Source organism: Brevibacillus sp. YAE8, from assembly GCF_057543335.1.
This window is the reverse complement of the sequence record NZ_BAAIYG010000004.1, coordinates 271803-290894: the sequence shown is the minus strand read 5'-3', so window position 1 is coordinate 290894 and position 19092 is coordinate 271803. Positions and strand designations below refer to the sequence as shown.

The window sequence follows — 19092 nt, the reverse complement described above, 5'->3', positions numbered from 1 at the left end:
GAGAAGTGTCGCCTGATCGCCTGTTGGACAGGCTTGTGGGGTTGTTCGTTTTTGCTCTGGAATTGACAGAGGGCAAGCTGAACGTATATGATTTTTTGTATTAATTTTCGAATAATTGCGTGACTACAGGCGGAGCCGCCAAAAACAGTGATTCGCACAGGAGAACGGTCCTGGCAAAGCAGGACGGGCCTTGGGCACAGCGGGCAAGCCAAAATGCGCCTGACGGCTTGGAGCACAGATAGAAAGGGAGAGGAAAGATGACGAAAGCACAGGAAGAAACTTTGCTCTTTACGCGCGTGAGCAAAAGTACGCAGGCACTGCCCGTTTCGATTGAAGATTGGGAGAAACAGGCGAGAGAAATCCTTCCGGACGGTCCGTTTGACTATATTGCCGGAGGCTCGGGAGCCGAAGAGACGCTTGCCGAAAACAGGAGGGCTTTTTCCCGCTGGGCAATCGTGCCGCGGATGATGCGCGATGTCACGAATCGCACCTCCGCGATTACGATGTTCGGCCGAAAGCTGAGCGCGCCGATCTTTTTGGCTCCTGTCGGCATGCAGTCCATCGCGCATCGTGACGCAGAGCTGGCGACGGCCAGAGCGGCGGCTGCTGCGGGTGTGCCGTTTGTCGCCAGCACGGTTTCCTCTACGAGCCTGGAGCAAATCGCCGAAGCGATGGGAGCGGCGGAGCGCTGGTTCCAGCTTTACTGGTCCAACGATCGCGAAGTAAGCGCGAGCATGGTCAAGCGCGCGGAAGCGGCTGGGTACTCCGCAATTGTGCTCACGGTAGATACCGTCATGCTCGGCTGGAAGCGCCGCGATTTCCGCAACGGCTATTCGCCGCTGCGTGAAGGCAGAGGGCTTGCCAACTACATCACGGACCCTGTCTTTTGCTCGCGGCTGGCCGAGGTGACGCCGGAGAATGCGGTCGAGGAAGTGTTGAAAAACATTTATCATCCGGCGCTGAACTGGAGCGATATCGGCTTTTTGCGCGAGCATACCCGCTTGCCGATCCTCGTCAAAGGTCTCTTGCACCCGGATGATGCGAGACTCGCCCTGGAGCACGGCGTGGATGGCATTATCGTTTCCAATCACGGCGGACGGCAGATGGATGGAGCGATTTCTACCCTTGACGCGCTGCCTGCGATTGCGGAGGTAGTAGCGGGAAGCATTCCTGTCCTGCTCGACAGCGGCGTGCGCACCGGCGCGGATGTCGTCAAGGCAATCGCCTTGGGAGCCAATGCGGTGCTGATCGGACGCCCGTTTTTGTACGGACTGGCAGTAGCGGGAGAACAGGGCGTGTCCAGCGTCCTCGATACGCTGCTCCACGAATTTGACGTCGAGATGGCTCTGTCCGGCAGCCGCTCGGTCGAGGATCTGAACCGCAGCATCCTGGTGCGCTTGCCGTAGACGGTTTGCCAGCGGGAAACGCCCCTTTGGACTGGGCGCTGTCAGGAAGACCGAAGAGAAAAAGCACACAAGCAACCTGAGTTCGGTAATCATACTGGCTCAGGTTGTTTTAGGTTCGCTGTAAAAACGCGCGTGATGGATACGTGCTGCTTTCTTTTGCTGCACGTTTCGTTCGTTCGCGGCTGTTTTTTTGCACGCAGCGTCGGTTGCTCTGCGGATTTTCCGATAAAAAACCCCTCTCGGAAGACAGAAGCAGGTGCCGACTTTGGCTGTCTACCAGAAGGGGGATGCGATTATGGCGCGGGCGTTTTCTGTTTACCGTCCCTGTACGGCTACTTCGTGTGCGGCCAGCAGCTCGTGCAACACTTTCGGCCAGCGCTCCAACACTTCCTTGCCGAAGATGACTTCGTCCACGTGACCGACGTGCAGCATGTCGACGATCCGGCAAAGATAAGATTTTCCCATGTTCCACCACGTATTGAAATCATCAATGAAATAAATGTGCTGGATGTTCTTTTGCGTTTCTTTCGAGATGGTATTGATCTCAAAGCCGTCCAACTGTGTTTCATACACCCCGTCTGCGATTCTGCTGCCGAACGTGGTGGTGTAGTAGTATTCTTTGACTTCCCAGATCGCGAGCGGATTTTCCGTACCGGGGTAGGCTCCGTCAAAACGTCTGGACATGATCCCTTGCAGCCTGCCTGCTTCGTCTGTAATATAGGACAAGCTTAGCGGGTTATCGTCAAACTTGACGTCGCGTCCGTACTGCAATCCGTTCTGCTTACCATATGTACGAAGAGTGTGTTCAGTCAAAATGTTGACGATGCCTGTAAAATAGGCGTAGTCTTTCTTTTCGCCTTTTTGCTTGTTAAACGGCAGCGCACAAGTATAGCCGTTCTTTTCATAAAGTTCTGCCTGCAGCTTGTAAAACACAGCTCGGGCCGTATGGACATCCATGAACAAGCGCTTGATGATTCCGTTCAGCAAATCTGCGCGATAGTCGAGGTATGCTTTTACTTCGCCGAGCATTTGCGGGTCAATGATAATCCCCAACTCCTGCAGCTTGTAGACCATTTCTGTCTGTGAGTACTTTTTAATTTCGCCGTCCTTGGAGTAGTTGAGCTTTTCCGATATGAGCTTTGTGTACGCCCAAAAAGCAGAGCTGCGATTTAGAAACTGCGGATTCGGTCTCACGGTGGCTATTCCCCCTTTTCAATCAATAGAAATACGGAAGAAACATGGGTGCGTAAAGCGTTTGCCAGTTTTACGATGTTTTCCAATGACACATTTCTTTCTCCGCGTTCGACTTCGCTGATGTAGGTGCGATGCAGTCCGGTACGTCCCGCCAGCTCTTCTTGCGTCATTTTTTGTTCCATGCGCAGCTTTCTGATCGCTGCCCCAAATTGTTGCTTGATCTCTGTATGCTTCATCGGCTTCATCTGGTATCAACCACTTTGTATCGGTTTCTTTCTTTTTCCATTTGAAACAAAAGTACTATCATGTAGACTATTGGTCTACAGACTATAAGTGACATCATGGTTACTTTTTTCTCTCCATTCATGCTAAAATGGGGCATGGTTGTCAGTCGGAAAATCTAGAAGTTGTGTGAGGTTCTTCATGATGAGTCGATACGTACAAGACAAGCTGGAACGGCAAAAGCTGGCGGACGTCCCGCAATTGTTGAAATGGATCGGGAATAAACACCGTTTTGCGGAAGAGATCGTTTCCTACATGCCCGAAGAAATTCACACGTATGTAGAGCCGTTTTTGGGGAGCGGCGCCGTATTGGGAAAGCTGGCGGCAGAAAACCGGAACAGCTTGTTTCCCCGTTACAAGCAGGCCATCGGCGGCGATATTCTTCCTTTTCTGATCGGCATTTTTGAGTATGTGAAAAACGATCCGGACACATTGGTCCGCCATTACGAGGCTTGTATAAAAGATTACAACGACAACAGAGAACAAAAATATTTGGAAATCAGGGAAAGATTCAATCAAACGTTCAATGCGCTCGATTTTGCGGTTCTGACCAGAACGTGCTATTCCGGTGTCGTGCGCTTTCGAAAAAGCGATGGCTATATGAGCACACCGATTGGGCCGCACAAGCCGATTCCGCCCGAGGCGTTTGCCAAACGGGTAGAAATTTGGCATCAACTGGTGAAGGAAGTAACGTTTATGCATAAAGATTTCCGAGAAGTGATGGGACTGGCTGGCGAAGGCGACCTGGTTTACTGTGACCCGCCATACACGCACAGCCAAAGCATCCTGTACGGTTCGCAGACGTTCAGGATCGAAGACTTGTGGGATGCGATATACGCCTGCAAGAAAAGAGGCGCAAAAGTAATGCTCTCGATCAACGGCAAGAAAAAATCGAAAGCCGAAGACATCGGCGTGCAGCCGCCAGCCGGCTTGTTTGCGAGGAGCATATTGGTAAACTGCGGCATTTCCATGATAAACCGTCTGCAGAGAGCGGGCGAAGAAATGGTCAACGAAGATGTGCACGACAAACTGTTTCTCACCTGGTAAAAGAACCTGAAACGGGTTCTTTTTTTTGCGCCTTTGGTCCCTGTTTTCCCCGGAGTGTCAAGCCTCCCGCCAGCGAGCGCGAAGTTTGCAAAAATGTCGCTTCTAACACATGCGTGCTTATTGATCTTTAGCCGATACATGGTAAAATGAAGCAAACTTGTCGTCATCATATCGCGATCCTTGGCATGAGGGTCATTTTTTTTGAACGCTCTTTTCGCAAAGCTTGTCGTTTTGCGAAAAGTCCGTGAGTAGCGACGCTGCTGCGAAGCATATCAGGGCGAGCATTTACGCAACGCGTCTCCCTACCAAAGAACTACTTTTTCTTTCCAGCACTTTGGCAAAGGCTTTGCTGCAACGCGCTTTACGACAGACAAGTGCTTTTACGAAAATTATCGGCGCCGTGCCTGCCGCATGAGCGCAAACGGGTGATAGATGATGAGAAACAAATTGATGGAAGTTTTGACTCCAGAAGAGTGGGAAGAGTTGCTGCAGGAAAAGGACGGGGAGCTGAAAGTCGTCCTGCGGGAGCTGGCTGACGTAAAGTATGCGCTCGACCAGTCGACGATCCTCGCGATTACCGATCACCGCGGGATTATTCTGCGGGCGAACGAGCAATTTTGCCGCATATCCAAATACAGCCGCAGCGAGCTGCTCGGGCAAGACCATCGGCTGCTCAACTCCGGGCACCATCCCAAGTCGTTTTTCCAGCAGATGTGGAAATGCATCGGCTCGGGCAAAGTGTGGCGGGGCGAAATCTGTAATCGGGCCAAAGACGGCAGCTTGTACTGGGTGGACACCACGATTGTGCCATTCGTCAATACTGCCGGGAAAATCTATCAGTACGTTTCCATTCGCAACGACATTACGGCGCGCAAGCATATGGAGGAAGAAGTCAGAAAAAGCGAGGAGCTGTACCGGATCATCGCTGAAAATACGTCCGATATCATCAGCATGATTAATGCCGAAGGCGACTTTTTGTACTTGTCTCCGTCGCATAAGGCTGTGTTTGAGCATGACATTCCAGATGAGCGCTTTCACAACATGTTCGAATGGATCGTGGAGAGCGACCGGGACGTTATGGCCTATGCGATTCAGCATACGTACTCGACGCGAAAAGAGTACACGGTGGAATGCCGCATCCTGACGCGCAAGGGCGACACGATCTGGACCGAGAGCAAAATCAATCCGGTTCTCGACGAGCAGGGGAACGTGAGCAAGCTGCTGCTCATCACGCGCGACATTACGGATCGCAAGCAGTCGGAGGAACTGATCCATCACCTGGCCTACCACGACGCTTTGACAGACTTGCCGAACCGCCGCATGTACGTCCAGCATCTGAGCAGGGAAATCATCCAAGCCAAGCGGTTCCAGTCCAATCTCGCCGTCCTGTTCCTCGATCTGGACCGCTTCAAGGACGTCAACGATTCCTTCGGGCATGACGTAGGGGATTTGCTGCTGGTGGAAGCGTCCAACCGTTTGCGGGAATGTCTCAGACCGGGCGATGTCGTGGCGCGGCTCGGCGGAGATGAGTTTACCGTCTTGCTCAGCCAACTGACTGACCGGGAGGAAGCGGCGGCACTGGCCGACCAGATCATGAATGCGCTGCAGAGGCCGTTTGAACTTCACGGGCATTCCTTCAACGTGTCGTGCAGCATCGGCATCGCGTTGTTTCCGCAGGATGGAGACAATGCCGACGACCTGCTCAAGCGGGCGGACACCGCGCTGTACACGGTCAAATCGCACGGCAAAAACGGGTACGAGTTTTTTGATCCGACGATGGAGGCGAAGTCGCTGGAGCGCATCCTGATGGAAAATGAGCTGCGCAAAGCGATCGAGCAGGAGCATTTCCAAATCTACTACCAGCCGAAAATAGACATTGTGACAGGGAAGCTGACCGGGATGGAAGCGCTCGTCCGCTGGGTTCATCCGGAGCTGGGCGTGATTTCGCCGATTCGGTTCATCCCGATCGCCGAAGAGACCGGAATGATTATCGGCCTGGGAGAGTGGATTCTGCGCCAGGCGTGCCGCCAAAACAAGCTGTGGCACGACCAGGGCTTCCCGCTGAAAGTGTCCGTCAATCTGTCTGCGAGGCAAATCTACCAGAAAGACCTCGTAGACATGATAAAAAATGTGTTGGAGGAAACCGGGCTGCCACCGGAATGGCTGGAGCTGGAGATTACCGAAAGCATTTTCGTGAAGCTGGAAGAAGCTACGGCTATTTTGCAGCAAATTCGCGACATCGGCATCCGCATTTCCATCGACGACTTCGGGACAGGCTACAGCTCGTTTAGCTACATCAAAAGCTTGCCGGTGGACACGATCAAAATTGACGCGTCCTTTATTCGCGATATTCACCACAATCAAGAGAGCCAGGCAATCGTAAAAGCGATCGTGACGATTGCGCAAAGCTTGAACATGAACGTGATCGCAGAAGGCATCGAGCTGGACGATCAGGTAGCGGCCTTGCAGGAAAATGGCTGCGATCTCGGCCAAGGCTACTTGTTCAGCCGCCCGTTGGCTACGGATGACTTCGACCGCTATTTGCGCAAAGATTTGGCGCAATAGCATGACCTGTAGCACCAAAAGCGCACACAAAAAGCCGGGGAGCACTGGTCATAGCCCCGTCAAGTAGACAGTAAAAAAAGACATTGTATTAAGCGGCGATCGATTCCCGGTACTCTATTGGGGAGAGGTCGCCAAGTTTTTTCTGGAACCGCTCTGTATTGTAAAACTGAAATGTATTCAGCGATCAGTTTGCGGGCGTGAGCCAGATCCCTCGGTTTTTCTAAATACAACTTTTCCGTCTTCAAATGGGAGAAAAACGATTCTACACAGGCATTGTCGAAGCAGTTGCCACGTTGTGCAGATCGAGCACCACAGACAGATACAGGAATCCATCGACGACGCGAATGTAGGTAATATCGGTGACCAATTTCTTTCCGGCCTCCTGTGCAGTGAACTGGCGGTGAAGAACATTGTCAAATACAACGGAAGGCTTACGGCCGGCAAATGGACGTTTCTTGCGGACCACCGATCGGATACCTAATTCTCGCATCAGTCGGCGAACTTTCTTGCTGTTCACGTTACGTCCCTCTTTACGCAGGGCGGTGCGCATGCGTTTATATCCAAAGTAAGGGCGAAGGCGGTGGATCGAAAGGATATGCTCCTTTAGATCGGCATCCTGCACTGCTCGTAACCTACGAGCCGTTTCCGTCGCTTTCCACTTGTAGAACCCTGCCCGTGAGACTTCTGCTATTTCGCACAGCATGATGATGGCGTACCGATGGCTCATTTCTTCGATGGTCCTGAACCGGGTTTGCTTATCCAACTTCCCTCTTTGTTCCTTCGTCATACCGCTGCTGCTTTTGCCCTTTATGTGGTGGCATAAAAAATCCCCTCCGGTCAACAGTGTTCCTCTCATGATACCATGAGGGCTTTTCTCACTGTCTACCGTAAGGGGATAATACCACACACACCCGGCTTTTTTGCGTTGGGAGAAAAGTCAAACCCGCTGCTCGCGGTAAATGCCCTGCTCGTAAATGTACGCCAGGCACGCATCCGGCAGCAGGAAGCTGGGATCGCCGCCTTTGCGGATTTCATCGCGGATGTACGTCGAACTGATGCCCATGTTGATGCCTTTGCTCATAATCAGGAAATGTTCGTCATGGTTGCGCAGCAGCGGGTCTTCCGCGATCAGATCGGCCGTCGGGTAGCCTTCCCGCGTCATGACGATGAAGTTGAACCGGGAGACCAGCTTTTCGGCATTGCCCCAGTTCGACAGCCCGACGAGCAAATCCGAGCCCATGATGAAAAACAGCTCATCCTGCGGGTACTTTTTTTGCAGGTGGACCATCGTGTCGTACGTGTAAGTTTCGCCAGGTAGCGCGTCCATCTCTACGGTGGAGATTTCAAACAGCGGCTCCCCGAATTGGTTCGTCTTGTGCTGACACGTCGCCAGCGCTAGCTTCAGCATGTGCAGGCGATGAACGTCCTCCGTCTGCATTTTTTTGTCGTGGCGCTTGGACGAGCAGGGGACGAAGATGACTTTGTCCAGGCGTCTGCGATGAGCGACGGTGGCCGCCGTGAACAGGTGGCTGTAAGTGATGGGATCAAAGCTGCTGCCGTAAATGCCGATGCGCATGATCGTACCTCCCGTATATCTGGCATGACAAGCCTGCCAACGCTTATTTTTTCACGACGGACATGCCCAACTGGTTTTGAAAATGTCCCAAAGCCCACTCGTGTCCGACCGGATTGAAGCTGGCGACGGCATCCTCGTGAATGACGACGCGAAAACCGTGATAAAAGCCTTCGATCGCCGTGTGCAGGACGCAAATGTCCGTGCAGACGCCGACCAGGTGAATTTCCGCAATGCCGCGCGAGCGAAGCTGCAGCGCGAGGTCTGTGCCCTGGAAGGCGCTGTAGCGCGTTTTGTCCATCCAGTAAATCGTGTCCTCAAATTCCTCGTAAATGTCCTGAATGCTGCCGTACAGGTTGCGGCCAGCGGTGCCGATGATGTTGTGCGGCGGGTACAGTCCGGTTTCCGGGTGGTACGGGTCCTGCTCCTTGTGGGCGTCCACCGCCATCACGACAAAGTCGCCTTCTGCGAGAAAATCGCGAATCAATTCGCCGATGCGCCCTTCGATAACTTGCCCAGGCTCCTTGCAGGTCAGCGCTCCGTCCGTCGCGACAAAGTCATTCGTGTAGTCGATCACAATCAACGCTTTCATGGACAACAACCTCCTGAAATGAGTGTGGTCGTGCTTTTAATAAATCATGGCAGTCGGGGTGTAATCGGTAAAGCGGTACAGCTTGGCGGGAGAGTTGGAATACTCCGTGGAGTAGACAGGCTTGCCGTCAGCGTCTACTACCGCTTCGAGGATGCCTTGCCGTCTCGTGGTCGCGAGCAGGCGCCGCTCAAAATTGCCGCGATCGCTCACCTTGAAGCTGGGGACGACCGTTTCGATGACCTGCAGCAGCTCGCTCAGCGTGAACTCGTCAGGGAGAAACGCTTTGGCGATGTTGGTCTGGAGCATTTTTTCCCGCACGCGCTGCAAGGCGTCCGTCAGTATCTCCCGGTGATCGAAGGCCAGGTCGAGAGCGAATGCTTCCTCGATGGGAAACAGCCGGGCATCGGAGGCGTCGTCGGCTGCCCGCGCGTGCTTGAGCAGGTCCTCGTGCACGAGCGAGACGTAGGCGACGCTCGGAATCCAGCCGCGCGGATCGCGTCCCGGCTTGTAGTAAGTTTTGAGCTGCTCGATGTGGACGTTGCGGTCGATGTTCGTCTCTTCCTTCAACTCGCGGTAGGCGCATTCGTCGAGCGTCTCGCTTTCTTTGGAAAAGCCGCCGGGCAAAGCCCACTGCTGCCCGTACGTGTCGCTTTTTCGCTCGATCAGCAGGACGGCGAGCTGCTTGTGCGGCAACGATCTTGTTTTGGTCGGGCGCGGCACGGAAAGGATGGTAAAGAGGCAAATATCCGTCGGCAGCCCGTCTGGCGAGCGGTGTTTTTTGGTGCGAAACCGGATGCGTTTGGCTTGCAGGCGATGCATGCTCACAACGCCCTCCTTTCTGTATGCGCAGTTCGTTAGGTTGCTTTTATATTATGATATCGTTTTAACAATGTCAATGTGACAATATAAAAATTTGCCAATAAAAAACGCCTGAGAGACTCAGACGTCGGTTAAAGCGGAGAGGCTGCTTCCAGCAGGGCGGTAATCGGCTTGAGGCGCTGCTGCAGCGAGTGGGCAGGTTGGCTGGACTGAAAGGCTTCCTCCCAAAAAAACAGTTGGCTGTTGAAGGGGGAGGGGCTTCTCGGCTGCACGCGCACATACGTGCCGTCCGCCATGAGCGTGGCTGTCAATCTCTTCGCGATTCCTTCCTCGTCCAGTCGTCCAGCGTGCAGATGGTTGCTGAGACGCAAGCTGTATTTGATATTGTCTACTTCCGTTACCATTCCTGAATCGTCTTGCTCGTAAATGACCAATCTGGCTGTATTGGAGCCAAGATCAATGACACCGATGCTCTTTTTCATGCGATACCCCACTTTTTTTCATGTGAAAAACGTCCCTGTTTGCGGGCCGCCGTTTTTCGTCCGAAGGTAAAATTGGCCGCTTGCCTCAACAAAACAGTCGTGCCTGCTTTGTCCGAAAAGCTGTCGATCTTTTCATTATGCCATACAACATGCGTCCTTCCACCCAGGAAGTTGTCGGTTGACAACGGCCGAAAACCTTTTTATAATCTGAGACATTCAACCAAACAGTTCATACGCATACGATACATGGCTGTGAAAAGGAAAGTAAAAAAGGGATTTGACGTCCAGAGAGCTGCCTGATTGCTGGGAGGGCGGCCGCGAACTCTTTTTGAAAGCCACCTTGGAGCTCTGCTTTTGAACAATCAGTAGAAAGCAGCGGACTTTCCCCACGTTACGGGGCGCATGTCTTTTTGACAAGACTGCACGAGTTTGCCTTTTGCGAGAAAGGCAAAAAAGCTGAGTGGTACCGCGATACCTTCGCCTCAGCAATCCGATTCATGAAATCATGAGTTGGGTTGCTGGGGCTTTTTGATTTTTGCCAAAAAGAAAAAACGGGAGTGGTAGGGAATGGATCGCTTGAAGCAAAGGGAACTGTTGCACCTATTGGAAGAGGACAGCCGCATGAGCGCCGAGCAGATCGGCAAAATGCTGGCGGAGCCGACAGAGGCAATCGAGCAGGCGATTGCGGAGCTGGAAGCCGAGAAGGTGATTGTGAAATACCCGGCGCTGGTCAACTGGGAGCGCGTGGAGGACCATCCGTACGTCAACGCCATGATCGACGTCAAGGTGACGCCCAAGCGCGACGTCGGCTTTGATGAGGTGGCCCAGCGCATTTGTCGCTTCCCGGAAGTGAAGGCCGTCTACCTGATGTCCGGTGCCAGCTACGATTTGTCGATCATTCTGGAAGGAAAGACGATGAAGGAGGTCGCCACCTTCGTATCGCAAAAGCTGGCGACGCTCGACTCCGTAGTATCGACAGCCACGCACTTTATTTTGAAACGCTACAAGCACGACGGCATTGAGCTGGAAGATCGTGACGAAGATCGCAGGATGGTGGTTACGCCGTGAATACGCAACTGACAGTCAAAAAAAATCGCTTGTCTTCTACAGTCGCATCCTTGAAGCCATCGGGCATTCGCCGCTTTTTCGACCTGGCGGCGTCGATGGAAGGGGTCATCTCCCTGGGAGTTGGGGAGCCGGATTTCGTGACGCCCTGGCGCATGCGCGAAGCTTCGATTTCCTCCCTGGAGCGCGGACACACCGCGTACACGTCCAACGCAGGGATGCTGCCGCTGCGCGTGGAGATTCAAAAATATTTGGAGGAGCGCTTTTCCGTCAGCTATCATCCCGAGACGGAGATTCTCGTGACCGTCGGGGCCAGCGAAGCGATTGACATTGCGCTGCGCGCCATTCTCGATCCGGGCGACGAGGTGCTGGTAGTAGAGCCGTGCTACGTCTCCTACGAGCCGGTGATTCGTCTGGCAGGCGGCGTGCCGAAGTTTTTGAAAACGACGATGGAGAACCAGTTCAAGCTGACGCCGCAGGAGCTTGAGGCCAACATCTCCGAACGCACGAAGGCGATCATCTTCTGCTATCCGAACAACCCGACAGGGGGCACGATGACGGCGGATGAGTGGAAAACGCTTTTGCCGATCATCGAAAAGCACGACCTCTTGGTGATCTCCGACGAGATTTACGCCGAGCTGACTTACGGACGCATGCACGACAGCATCGCCGCCCTGCCCGGGATGAAGGAGCGGACGATTTTGATTTCCGGCTTCTCCAAGGCGTTTGCCATGACTGGCTGGCGTCTCGGGTACGTGTGCGCGACGCCTGACCTCTTGGCGGGCATGCTGAAAATTCACCAGTACACGATGCTGTGTGCGCCGACGATGGCACAGATGGCGGCGCTCGAAGCTTTGCGCCATGGCCGCGCCGATATGGAGCGGATGATCGAGAGCTACCGCCAGCGCCGCAACTACGTGGTCGACGGCTTCCGCCAGATCGGGCTTGCGTGCCATGAGCCGGACGGAGCGTTCTACGCCTTCCCTTCTGTGGCGGCGACAGGACTTAGCTCGGCTGAGTTCGCGGAAAAGCTGCTGCTGGAGGAAAGAGTGGCAGTCGTGCCGGGGGACGTGTTCGGCGAGAGCGGGCAAGGACACATTCGCTGCTCGTACGCGACGTCCATGGAACAGTTGAAAAAGGCGCTGGAGCGGATGGAGCGGATGATGGGCAAACTGTCGTAGCTCGCCCGGTGCATGAAGACATAAGCGAAACGAGAACGAAAAACGGCAATCCGAGCGTCTAACGGGACGGTCAGGATTGTCGTTTTTTTTCGCAGACCACAAGATAGGGGAACCCACCTATACGATGAACGCGCTGCAACCAGTATGATTAGGCTTGGCTCAGGAGGAAAACACGGGGGCCAAAGTGACACTTGTTCGCCCCCTCTCTGGCTCTGTAACGTAAAATACGTACAAGGGCAGACAAGAAAATGACCTGGAATCCAAGCTGCGTGGAGGACCTACGATGGATCAAAATCGCTTGTTTTTTGAACGGCACGGAAACGATGGATTAGGGATGGAAGGCGGCTATTTGAGGCAGATTTTCGACCACTTGCAGGACGGGATTATCCTCATGAACGAAGAGCGGAAAATTTTGCTGATGAATCCGTCCGCAGAGAGGATTACCGGCTGGAAATTGGGCGAAAAGGTTCCGTACTGTTCTTATTGCCAAACGAGAAAGCTGGAGCCGGGCGAAGAACGCTGCTATTTGATGGCGAAACGGGAAATTCCCTATTTCCTCTCGTCGATGCCCACCTATGAAGGCCGATACGTTGACATGGAGATGAGCACGGCGATCATCTACGAGAATGGCGAACAGCGCAAGCAGGAAATTCTTTTGGTGCTGAAAGACTTGACGGCCAAGCGAAAAGAAGAAGAGGCCAGAATCTCCAAGCTCGTGTTGCAAAAAACGTTGGAGGCGCAGGAGAGCGAGCACAAACGACTGGCTCAGGAGCTGCACGACGGCGTGGGCCAATTTGTATCGCGTTGACGAGGAAGCAATTGTGGCCTTGTTTGCCTTGTTGGAGAAGCTGCCGAAGCTGGTCAAATATGTAAACGCGATCGAACAGGTCGCTGATTTCCTGGAAAGCGTCGGCCAAGACAAACAGTCTCAGCAGTATTTGCTCGACGGAGTGAAAGCGTACATCACGCCTGTCGCTGCCCAGATGGAAAACGGCGTAGCCGTCCTCCGCGAAGCAAAAGAGCGAGCGGAGCGCAGGCACGAAACGGTTTCCGTTTTCACCCTGCTGCGCCTGATGAAAGATCCTGCCGTGCAAAAGGCGCTGCGCTTTGCCCAATCGCTGTTGGAAGTGCTCGCCGAAAAAAATCGGAAATCTTGAAGAAAAGGGAGGATGTTTCCATGCTGTTGCGTTACTTTTACGATGAAAAGCTGGCCCACGCATCTTATCTGGTGGGCTGCCAAAAAACGGGCGAAGCGATCGTGATTGATCCGGGCCGCAATCTGCAGCCGTACTTCCAGGTCGCGCAAGCGGAAGGCGTGTCGATCGTCGCCGCCACAGAAACCCATATTCATGCAGACTTTGTCTCCGGCGTCCGCGAGTTGGGCGTCGCCCATCAAGCGAAGCTGTACCTGTCCGACGAAGGCGATGCGGACTGGAAATACCAGTATGCCGATGGGCTCAATCATCAATTGTTGCGGGACGGCGACCGCTTCGCCATCGGCAACCTGTTTTTTCAGGTGATGCACACCCCCGGCCATACGCCGGAGAGCATTTCCTTCCTGCTGACAGACCGCGGCGGAAACGCAGACCGTCCGATCGGGATTTTTACGGGCGACTTCGTCTTTGTGGGCGATATTGGCCGCCCTGATTTGCTGGAAAAAGCAGCAGGAGTCGCGGGAACGGCCGATGCGGGAGCGAGAGCGATGTTCAAGTCTCTGCTGAAGTTCAAGCAGCTTCCCGATTACTTGCAAGTCTGGCCGGCCCATGGCGCAGGCAGCGCGTGCGGCAAGGCGTTAGGGGCGGTCCCTTCATCGACGGTCGGCTACGAAAAGATGTTCAACTGGGCGATGCAGTACACCGATGAGGAGGAATTTGTCCATGCTCTGCTCGACGGTCAGCCGGAGCCGCCGAAATACTTCGCTGTGATGAAGCACGTCAACAAAGTCGGACCTGCCCTGTTGCGCGACCTGCCTGCGGTAACGGAAGAAACGGAGGCGGAAAAGCTGAAACGGTGGCTGGCGGAAGGACAGCAGGTCGTCGATACGCGTTCTGCCCGGGCGTTTGCGCAAGGACATGTAGCGGGAACGGTCAACATTCCGTTTAACAAAGCCTTTCCCAACTGGGCAGGCTGGCTCGTCGACTACAACCGTCCCGTGTACTTTTTGACCAATCCAGGCGAGCTGGACGAGTTGCTGCAGGCGCTTCGCTCCGTAGGAATCGACAATGCAGCAGGAGTGATGGACGTGAACCGGATTTTGCCGGAAGGCGTCTTTGAACTCGAATCGTACGCGGAAATCACCCCGCTGGAAGCAGCGAAACAGGTAGAAAGCGGAGAAGTACACGTCGTGGACGTGCGCAATTTGACTGAATGGCAGGAAGGACACATTCCAAACGCACAGCACATCATGCTGGGAACATTGCCTGGAAGGCTGGATGAGATACCAGAAGACAAGCCGATCCTCGTGCAATGCCGCTCCGGGGCGCGCTCTGCCATCGGTGCCAGCATCCTGCAGGCAAACGGCTTCAAGCAGGTGCTGAACTTGAGCGGCGGCTTTGTCCAGTGGCAAAAAGACGGATTGGAGAGCGTATGACGTTCAGCCTTGCTCTCACCCTGTTTTTGATCGGCTTTGCGGGGTCGTTCATCTCCGGGCTTGTCGGAATCGGCGGCTCGATCATCAAGTACCCGATGCTCCTCTACATTCCAGCGGCACTCGGACTGGCTGCCTACACGGCCCACGAAGTTTCCGGAATCAGTGCTGTGCAAGTGTTTTTTGCCACCTTATCCGCGGTCTGGGCTTTGCGAAAAGACAAGCTGATTCATTATCAGCTTGTTTTGTACATGGGCAGCGCGATCGTTGTCGGCAGCCTGGTCGGCGGATATGGGGGCAAATATCTCTCGGCTGACGCCATCAACGTCGTCTATGCTATTTTGGCGACGATTGCCGTACTGATGATGTTTATGCCCAAAAAAGCGATCGACGACAAGGAAATGGCCGACATCGCGTTCCATAAGCCTACGGCCGTAACCTCCGCGCTGATTGTCGGAGCCGCTTCCGGCATTGTCGGAGCGGCGGGCGCATTCATTCTCGTGCCGATTATGCTTGTCGTCCTTAAAATTCCTACGCGAGTTACTATAGCGTCTTCGCTTGCGATCACCTTTCTGTCTTCCATCGGCGCGACGATCGGCAAACTGATGGCGGGAGACGTCTTGTTCTGGCCTTCCCTCATCATGGTAATCGCCAGCGTGTTGGCTGCGCCGCTCGGAACTGCGGTCAGCAAGCGGTTGAACACGAAAAGCCTTCAGGCGATTTTAGCGCTCCTGATTTTGGGCACGACGATCAAAATCTGGACAGACCTCATCATGTGAAAAACGGACAGGTTTTCCGCGAAAGGGGGAACCTGTCCGTTTACGATCATCTGTTGCATCTGGTGTCAGGCAGCCAACGGGCTGTTAGACGAGAAGCGTCGTCGCCAATTGCGTGACCAGCGCCGCCAAAATCATGGAAATGCTCGAAACCGTCCCTGTAATCGGACTAATCTCAAACGCCTTGGACGTTCCGGCTCCATGTGCGCTCGTGCCGAGCAGCACGCCGCGGGCGATATCGTCGGAGATGCGCAAATAGGAGATGATGTACGGCCCGATGATCGAGCCGAGCAGTCCGGTCATCAGGACGAGCACAGCGGTGATCGAAGGGACGCCCCCGATCATTTGCGAGACGTTCATCGCAATCGGCGTCGTGATTGAGCGCGGCAAAAGGCTGTACAGCACCTGCTCGTCTGTGTGCAGCAAAAGGGCGAGTACGGCAGAAGAAACGACGGCCACCGCTGAGCCGGACACTACGCTAATCATGATTTGCGCAGCGTGTTTCTTCAATAAAGAGTAGTGTTTGTACAGCGGCACGGCAAACGCGATGGTCGCGGGCTGAAGCATGTACGCCAGCCATTTGCCGCCTTCATTGTAATCACGGTAAGAAAGATGAGTGCAAAGCAGCAGCACGACCAAAACGATTGGCGTAAACAATAGCGGCGAAAACAAGAGAATCGGTCTGTAGCGGTAAAGCCGCTTGGCGATCAGGTAAAGCGCGATGGTGAATAGAAAGCCGAGCAGTCCGATCATCATGAGCGCGAATGCTCCTTTCGCTTGGAAATGCTTTGGGCGATCAAGCCGCTGCACGCCATGACAAACGCCGTGCCGATGACGATAATCAGGACAATTTGCAGCCCTTCATGCAGCATCAAGCTTTGATACGAGACGATGCCGACAGACGGCGGAATGAAAAACAGTAGCAGCTCGGCCATAAGCCAGGCCGCGCCCGATTCGATCCACTCCAGACGCAGCACTTTTGCCTGGAGCAGCAAAAACACGACAAACATCCCCAAAATGCTGCCGGGGATTTTCCAGCCAAGGACGGAGACGAGCAGGTTCATCAACGCGGACACGATGATGAAAAACGCCACTTGCCCCACGATGATAAGCAGTCTTTTCATGTTGGTCCTCTCCCTTTGTGAAAAGTGTACATCACCTCTTTTCATAGGTAAAATGCATATATGGAATGAGTATCATTCATCATATCTATAGATGAAGCGGAGGGAGCAGCGGGATGGACATTCGCCATTTGCAATATTTTTTGGAGGTAGCCCGCCACAGCAGCTTCACCAAGGCGGCAGAGGCGCTGTACATTACCCAGCCGACGATCAGCAAGATGGTGCGGAACCTGGAAGAAGAAATCGGCGTCGAGCTGTTTGAGCGGGTCGGCAAGCGGATTACGTTGACCGACGCGGGCTGGGTCTTGTTTTCCCAGGCAGAGGTGATGGTGAAGTCGTTTGAAAACATGAAGCTGCATCTCGACGATTTGATGGAGCTGAAGCGGGGGAGAATCCGCATCGGGCTGCCGCCGATGGTAGGGGCGAGCTTTTTTCCGCAAGTGATCGGGAAGTTTTGCGAGCAGTATCCGGGGATCGTGCTGGAGCTGCTGGAGGTCGGCTCCAAAAAAGTCGAGGCGGACGTGGCGTCAGGGATGCTGGACAGCGGCGTTGTTTTGCTGCCGACGAGTGAGGAGCTGTTTGAGTCGTACTCTTTTGTCAACGAACAGATTCGCGTAGTCGTCCACCCTACGCATGCGCTGGCCGGGCGGCAGGAGGTGTCGCTGGCCGAACTGGCAAACGAGCGGTTTTTGCTGTTTCACGAAGATTTTTCCTTGCACAACCGGATCATTGACGAGTGCGTGCGCGTAGGCTTCCACCCGACGGTCATCTACAAAAGCTCGCAGTGGGATTTTCTCTCGGAAATGGTGGCGGCCAACGTAGGGATCACCCTGTTGCCGCAGACGATTTGCCGGGAGCTCGATCCGCGGCGCTTTCACAGCCTCGCGCTGGTCAATCCGACGATCAAATGGCATCTGGGGATGATCTGGCGCAAAAACGCCTATTTGTCGTACGCCACCCGCGAGTGGATTCGCTTTACAAAAGAAATGCTGCCTTCTATAGAAAGAAAGGCTTCATCGCGAGGATGAAGCCTTTCTTTGCGCGGTCGGCCACAGCAGAACGACTGCAGGCTGACGACTGCTTCTTTGATTTATATAAAGGCAGCTTGGCCTTGAAAAGACGCCTGTCAAAGCTGGCGTAAAGCTTGGAAAAAGGAAGGAAAAATGAGATCGAATATTTCGTAACGCGAAATATTAAAGGCCAACCGATTGATTCAAGGTGCTGACAGCGATGTTGTATTGATAGAGAGAATCGGCTGCTTTTGTTTCAGAATCAAACAATTCAGCTTCTGTTTCGATCAGGTCGTTCAGAGATACTTTTTTGTTCGCATAATCGGTGAGTGTGGCGTGATAAGTTTTCCATGCTTCGTCTTTTGCGGCGGTGCTTTCATCTAGCGCTTTTTTTGCTGCGACCGCTTTTTCGTAGGCGTCGCTCACTTCCTGATCGACTTTTTGCTTGAGCTTTTGCAGCAGCAGCTCAGCTTTGCGCAATTCGTTGAGTGCGATTCTTCCTTTGTATGTGCTGATAGCGGCATACTCGGAGGTGTAGTCCACTTTTACCTGGGCAAACGCTCTCTCTGCTTCCGCTTTGACCATGTCAGGGCGTTTTTGGTAGGCGAGAGCTTTGGTTTCTTCCAGCGTTGGCAGCGGGGTATAGGAGAGTTTGCTGGTTTCCAGCAGCCATTGTCTGTCCCTTTTTTCGTTCAGCAATTCATTGAGCTTGGTTAATGCTTGCTTGAAGCTGTTTTCCAGCTCGGACAGCTTTTCTTTCGCAGCGCTGTCCTGGGCCCAGGTTTGGCGTCTGATGCTGTTCTTTTGCAGCTTGATTTTTTCTTCGAGCGCCCGCGCTTCAAAGTACGCTTTTTGTACTTGCATTTGCAAGCTGATTTTCGAAGCGTTATAGGATGCCTCGTCTACGAGCAATGTTTTTTGCGCCTTGGCTGTTTCTTCGTATTTTTTCTTTGCTTCATCCAGAGTATTGATGTCATCTTTCTTGATGGCGGCCTTATCGCGCAGCGTCATGAGGGTTTCGTAGCGGGTGTTGTCATACGTCAGCCGCAGCAGTTCCAGATCAACGTCGTTTTTCAGTGCCTGCTCTACGGCATGGTCGAGGGACAAGGGAACGATTTGGGTCTGTTCCGCTGCTGCGACGAGAGGTTCTTCCGCCAGAGCGAGATGAGCATTGCCTGCCAACAGCGCGGCAACCAGCGTGGTGCTGTAAATGTGCTTGGACAACCTGGATTTCATTATGCTACCTCCTATAAAAAGTAAGAAAATATAATGATAACGATTATCATTATCGAATTTCATGAACAGTATATATTTCCATGCGTTATTCGTCAATACGAAATATGAAAATGTGATAGGAAATATAGTTTGCGCCAAAAAAAAGATTCCCTGCGA

18 protein-coding genes, 2 pseudogenes and 1 other annotated feature are annotated in these 19092 nt (G+C 53.5%); of the genes and pseudogenes, 10 read left to right on the top strand and 10 right to left on the bottom strand.

The features are described from left to right. Positions 1–257 precede the first annotated feature (257 nt). Positions 258–1406 carry an alpha-hydroxy-acid oxidizing protein gene (locus AC27IT_RS09255; RefSeq protein WP_025847941.1) on the top strand — a complete coding sequence of 383 codons (1149 nt, stop codon included), beginning with the start codon at positions 258–260 and terminating at the stop codon, positions 1404–1406. A gap of 315 nt (positions 1407–1721) precedes the next feature. Here AC27IT_RS09255 and AC27IT_RS09250 read toward each other — a convergent pair whose 3' ends face one another. Both AC27IT_RS09250 and AC27IT_RS09245 read right to left on the bottom strand, forming a co-directional pair. Continuing rightward, positions 1722–2600: a DUF7687 domain-containing protein gene (locus AC27IT_RS09250; protein WP_487091750.1), complete on the bottom strand. Its 879-nt coding sequence runs from the start codon at positions 2598–2600 to the stop codon at positions 1722–1724. Between the two features lie 5 nt (positions 2601–2605). Next, complete coding sequence (locus AC27IT_RS09245) at positions 2606–2845, bottom strand: helix-turn-helix domain-containing protein (RefSeq protein ID WP_005835235.1); 240 nt, start codon at positions 2843–2845, stop codon at positions 2606–2608. 181 nt (positions 2846–3026) lie between these two features. On the opposite strand from AC27IT_RS09245, the gene AC27IT_RS09240 reads away from it, so the two are divergent. Continuing rightward, a complete protein-coding gene (locus AC27IT_RS09240; RefSeq protein ID WP_327944929.1) occupies positions 3027–3929 on the top strand; it encodes a DNA adenine methylase in 903 nt (300 codons plus the stop codon). 450 nt (positions 3930–4379) lie between these two features. Next, positions 4380–6494, top strand: a complete 2115-nt coding sequence (locus AC27IT_RS09235; RefSeq protein ID WP_487091755.1) for a putative bifunctional diguanylate cyclase/phosphodiesterase — start codon at positions 4380–4382, stop codon at positions 6492–6494. An 88-nt stretch (positions 6495–6582) separates the two neighbouring features. Here AC27IT_RS09235 and AC27IT_RS09230 read toward each other — a convergent pair. The 5 genes and pseudogenes from AC27IT_RS09230 to AC27IT_RS09210 all read right to left on the bottom strand — a co-directional run. Next, positions 6583–7296, bottom strand: a pseudogene (locus tag AC27IT_RS09230) (IS3 family transposase); the annotation flags it as partial. 135 nt (positions 7297–7431) lie between these two features. After that, the gene (nadD, locus tag AC27IT_RS09225) at positions 7432–8070 is read right to left on the bottom strand and encodes a nicotinate-nucleotide adenylyltransferase (protein ID WP_005836174.1); all 639 of its coding nucleotides are present in this window, start codon (positions 8068–8070) and stop codon (positions 7432–7434) included. A 43-nt stretch (positions 8071–8113) separates the two neighbouring features. Beyond that, a complete protein-coding gene (locus tag AC27IT_RS09220) occupies positions 8114–8659 on the bottom strand; it encodes a cysteine hydrolase family protein (protein WP_005836175.1) in 546 nt (181 codons plus the stop codon). Between the two features lie 36 nt (positions 8660–8695). Next, positions 8696–9478, bottom strand: a complete 783-nt coding sequence (locus tag AC27IT_RS09215; protein WP_007781533.1) for an NUDIX hydrolase — start codon at positions 9476–9478, stop codon at positions 8696–8698. 131 nt (positions 9479–9609) lie between these two features. Continuing rightward, positions 9610–9960 (bottom strand): exopolyphosphatase, encoded by a 351-nt coding sequence (locus tag AC27IT_RS09210; protein ID WP_310670011.1) that lies wholly within the window; start codon positions 9958–9960, stop codon positions 9610–9612. A 243-nt stretch (positions 9961–10203) separates the two neighbouring features. Further along, positions 10204–10448 (top strand) — a binding site (T-box leader). 79 nt (positions 10449–10527) lie between these two features. Here AC27IT_RS09210 and AC27IT_RS09205 point away from each other — a divergent pair. The 6 genes and pseudogenes from AC27IT_RS09205 to AC27IT_RS09180 all read left to right on the top strand — a co-directional run bounded on the left by AC27IT_RS09205 (position 10528) and on the right by AC27IT_RS09180 (position 15572). Continuing rightward, positions 10528–11028: an Lrp/AsnC family transcriptional regulator gene (locus AC27IT_RS09205; RefSeq protein WP_005836183.1), complete on the top strand. Its 501-nt coding sequence runs from the start codon at positions 10528–10530 to the stop codon at positions 11026–11028. Beyond that, a complete protein-coding gene (locus tag AC27IT_RS09200; RefSeq protein ID WP_487091749.1) occupies positions 11025–12206 on the top strand; it encodes an aminotransferase in 1182 nt (393 codons plus the stop codon). The genes AC27IT_RS09205 and AC27IT_RS09200 overlap by 4 nt, the downstream gene beginning before the upstream one ends. A gap of 283 nt (positions 12207–12489) precedes the next feature. Then, a pseudogene (locus AC27IT_RS09195) lies at positions 12490–13013 on the top strand (PAS domain S-box protein); the annotation flags it as partial. Positions 13014–13027: 14 nt separating this feature from the next. Then, the gene (locus tag AC27IT_RS09190; RefSeq protein WP_007781542.1) at positions 13028–13363 is read left to right on the top strand and encodes a DUF1641 domain-containing protein; all 336 of its coding nucleotides are present in this window, start codon (positions 13028–13030) and stop codon (positions 13361–13363) included. Positions 13364–13383: 20 nt separating this feature from the next. Beyond that, complete coding sequence (locus AC27IT_RS09185) at positions 13384–14796, top strand: MBL fold metallo-hydrolase (RefSeq protein WP_487091748.1); 1413 nt, start codon at positions 13384–13386, stop codon at positions 14794–14796. Beyond that, complete coding sequence (locus tag AC27IT_RS09180) at positions 14793–15572, top strand: sulfite exporter TauE/SafE family protein (protein ID WP_005827036.1); 780 nt, start codon at positions 14793–14795, stop codon at positions 15570–15572. The genes AC27IT_RS09185 and AC27IT_RS09180 overlap by 4 nt, the downstream gene beginning before the upstream one ends. Before the next feature lie 84 nt (positions 15573–15656). Here the strand turns inward: AC27IT_RS09180 and AC27IT_RS09175 are convergent, their stop codons facing one another. Together AC27IT_RS09175 and AC27IT_RS09170 are read right to left on the bottom strand one after the other, a co-directional pair. Continuing rightward, positions 15657–16325: an LrgB family protein gene (locus AC27IT_RS09175; RefSeq protein WP_005827033.1), complete on the bottom strand. Its 669-nt coding sequence runs from the start codon at positions 16323–16325 to the stop codon at positions 15657–15659. Continuing rightward, positions 16322–16693 carry a CidA/LrgA family protein gene (locus AC27IT_RS09170; protein ID WP_005827031.1) on the bottom strand — a complete coding sequence of 124 codons (372 nt, stop codon included), beginning with the start codon at positions 16691–16693 and terminating at the stop codon, positions 16322–16324. The genes AC27IT_RS09175 and AC27IT_RS09170 overlap by 4 nt, the downstream gene beginning before the upstream one ends. A 113-nt stretch (positions 16694–16806) precedes the next feature. Between AC27IT_RS09170 and cidR the strand changes: the two genes are divergently transcribed. Beyond that, complete coding sequence (gene cidR, locus AC27IT_RS09165; protein ID WP_005827029.1) at positions 16807–17718, top strand: cidABC operon transcriptional activator CidR; 912 nt, start codon at positions 16807–16809, stop codon at positions 17716–17718. A 165-nt stretch (positions 17719–17883) separates the two neighbouring features. On the opposite strand, the gene AC27IT_RS09160 is transcribed toward cidR, so the two are convergent. Further along, positions 17884–19074, bottom strand: a complete 1191-nt coding sequence (locus AC27IT_RS09160) for a TolC family protein (protein WP_290426748.1) — start codon at positions 19072–19074, stop codon at positions 17884–17886. Positions 19075–19092: the final 18 nt, after the last annotated feature.